Origin of the sequence: Dyella sp. RRB7, assembly GCF_022761115.1 — a bacterium.
GTDB lineage: Bacteria > Pseudomonadota > Gammaproteobacteria > Xanthomonadales > Rhodanobacteraceae > Dyella.
Map to the genome: position 1 here is coordinate 1 of NZ_JAKWJS010000014.1, position 3373 is coordinate 3373.

Consider the following 3373-nt stretch of genomic DNA (forward strand, 5'->3'; position numbering starts at 1 on the left):
ACATGTTTCGGCGGTACTCGCCGCCCACGTCGTACAAGGCGTGGCTGATCTGGCCGAGCGAGTTGTACTTCACCGCTTCCATCAGTTGCTCGAAGACGTTCCTGCGCTCGCGGGCGGTGGCCTGCAGGGTCTTGAGGCTGTCGGGGGCCAGGCCGTTGCGGGCCTGGCCGAAGGCCCGCACGTTGTCGATCTGCTGGCCTTTCTCTTCCTCGGTGGAGCGGATCAGTTCGATCTCGGTGGCGATCTCGCCGCCGTGGTCCTTGGGCAGGAAGGTGTTCACGCCGATCAGCGGCAGGCTGCCGTCGTGCTTCTTCTGCTCGTAGAACATCGACTCTTCCTGGATCTTGCCGCGCTGGTACATGGTGTCCATCGCGCCGAGCACGCCGCCGCGCTCGCTGATCGCCTCGAACTCCTTGTACACGGCTTCCTCCACGATGTCGGTCAGCGCATCGACGACGTAGCTGCCCTGCCAGGGGTTCTCGTTGAAGTTCAGGCCCAGTTCCTTGTTGATGATCATCTGGATCGCCACCGCGCGACGCACGCTTTCTTCCGTCGGCGTGGTGATCGCTTCGTCGTATGCGTTGGTGTGCAGGCTGTTGCAGTTGTCGAACAGCGCGTACAGCGCCTGCAAGGTGGTGCGGATGTCGTTGAACTGGATCTCCTGCGCGTGCAGCGAGCGGCCGGAGGTCTGGATGTGGTACTTCATCATCTGGCTGCGCGGGCTGGCGCCGTAGCGCTCGCGCATGGCGCGCGCCCAGATGCGGCGGGCCACGCGGCCGATCACGGTGTACTCCGGGTCCATGCCGTTGGAGAAGAAGAACGACAGGTTGGGCGCGAAGTCGTCGATGTGCATGCCCCGGGCGAGGTAGTACTCGACGATGGTGAAGCCGTTGCTGAGGGTAAAGGCCAGCTGGCTGATCGGGTTCGCGCCGGCCTCGGCGATGTGATAGCCGGAGATCGACACCGAGTAGAAGTTGCGCACCTTGTGGTCGACGAAGTACTGCTGGATGTCGCCCATCATGCGCAGCGCGAATTCGGTGGAGAAGATGCAGGTGTTCTGCGCCTGGTCTTCCTTGAGGATGTCGGCCTGCACGGTGCCGCGCACGGTCTGCAGGGTGTCTTCCTTGATGCGCGCGTAGGTCTCGGCATCCACCAGCTGGTCGCCGGTGACGCCGAGCAGGCCCAGGCCGAGGCCTTCGTTGCCCTTGGGCAGCTCGCCGGCATACTGCGGGCGGCCATCCGGATACATCGCGGCGATCTGCTTCTCGGCCGCCGCCCAGCGCGTGGCGTCTTCCTTCAGGTATTTCTCCACGTTCTGGTCGATCGCGGTGTTCATGAACATCGCCAGGATGATCGGCGCCGGGCCGTTGATGGTCATCGACACCGAGCTGCTCGGCGCGCTCAGGTCGAAGCCCGAATACAGCTTCTTCATGTCGTCGAGCGAGGCGATGTTGACGCCGGAGTTGCCGATCTTGCCGTAGATGTCCGGGCGCGGCGCCGGGTCTTCGCCGTACAGCGTCACCGAGTCGAACGCGGTGGACAGGCGCGTGGCCGCGCCGCCCTGGCTCAGGTAGTGGAAGCGGCGGTTGGTGCGCTCGGGCGTGCCCTCGCCCGCGAACATGCGGGTGGGGTCCTCGCCGGTGCGGCGGTACGGGTACACGCCGCCGGTGTACGGGTAATGGCCGGGCAGGTTCTCGCGCATCAGGAAGCGCAGCAGGTCGCCCCAGTCCTTGGTCTTGGGCGGCGCCACCTTGGGGATCTTCTGGTGGCTGAGCGATTCGCGATAGTTCTCCACGCGGATCACCTTGTCGCGCACCTTGTATTCGTTGACCTCGTCGGTCACCGACTGGTAGCGCGCCGGCCACTCGTGCAGCAGATGGATGGCGTGGTGGCTCAGTTCCTTGAGCGCTTCGTTGTAGCGCTGGCGCAGGGTCAGCAAGGTGCGGTCGGCGCCCTCTTCCTGCAGCGCGGCGGATTCGTAGCGGGCCAGCTCGCGCGGCAGCTGCGCGTCGCCCAGGTCCTTCAGCGATTCGTAGTAATGCTGCGCCTTGCTGGCGAACTCCGCTTCGCGCTCGATCGCCTTGTTGATGCCGCGGCCCTGCTCGGCGATCTCGGCGAGGTAGCGCACGCGACTGCCGGGAATCAGCACGGTGGCGCGCGGTTCCTTCAGCGTGGTGTCGAGGTCGGGCGTCCACTTCTGCGCCGGCAGGCCGAGCTTGTCGCGCAGCAGGCGGCACAGGTTGGCGAACATCCAGGTCACGCCCGGGTCGTTGAACTGGCTGGCGATGGTGGGATACACCGGCACCTGCTCGTCGGTGAGCGTGAAGGCGGTGCGGTTGCGCTTCCACTGCTTGCGCACGTCGCGCAGCGCGTCTTCCGCGCCACGCTTGTCGAACTTGTTGAGTATCACCAGCTCGGCGAAGTCGAGCATGTCGATCTTCTCCAGCTGGCTGGCCGCGCCGTAGTCGCTGGTCATCACATAGGTGGGGAAATCCACCAGGTCGACGATTTCCGAATCGCTCTGGCCGATGCCGGCGGTTTCCACGATCACCAGGTCGTACGGCTGGGCCTTGAGGAAGTCGATGCAGTCGTGCAGCACCACGCTGGTGGCCGCATGCTGGCGGCGCGTGGCCATGGAACGCATGTACACGCGATGGCTGCGCAGGGAGTTCATGCGGATGCGGTCGCCCAGCAAGGCGCCGCCGCTGCGGCGACGGGTGGGGTCCACCGCCAGCACGGCGATGCGCATCGCGGGGAAGGCGTGCAGGAAGCGCAGCAGCAGTTCGTCCACCACCGAGGACTTGCCCGCGCCGCCGGTACCGGTCACGCCCAGCACCGGGGTCTGCTTGCCGGCCATCGTCCACTGCTTGCGCAGGTGCTCCAGCTCGGCCTCGGGCATGGCGCCCTCTTCGATGGCCGAGAGCATGTGGCCGATGGAGATCTCATCGTCGATGTCCACGCGCGGCGCCACCGTGGTCGCCTCTTCCTGCGCGGCGCGCTTCACGGCGGCGGCGCGGGTGCGCTGCATCACGTCCTCGATCATCTCGGTGAGGCCGAGCTTCATGCCGTCGTTGGGGTGGTAGATGCGCTCCACCCCGTACGCCTGCAGCTCGCGGATTTCTTCCGGGGTGATGGTGCCGCCGCCACCGCCGAACACGCGGATGTGCGCCGCGCCGTGCTCCCGGAGCATGTCCACCATGTACTTGAAGTACTCGACGTGGCCGCCCTGGTAGGACGACAGCGCGATGGCGTCGGCATCCTCCTGCAGCGCGGCGCGCACCACATCCTCCACCGAGCGGTTATGCCCGAGGTGGATCACCTCCGCACCCTGCGACTGGATGATGCGGCGCATGATGTTGATGGCCGCGTCGTG

The 3373-nt window shown here is 66.0% G+C and carries 1 protein-coding gene; it reads right to left on the reverse strand.

The window, feature by feature from the left end:
• A partial coding sequence (locus MJ606_RS18205) for a methylmalonyl-CoA mutase family protein (protein ID WP_243050971.1) occupies positions 1-3373 on the reverse strand: 3373 nt, incomplete at both ends.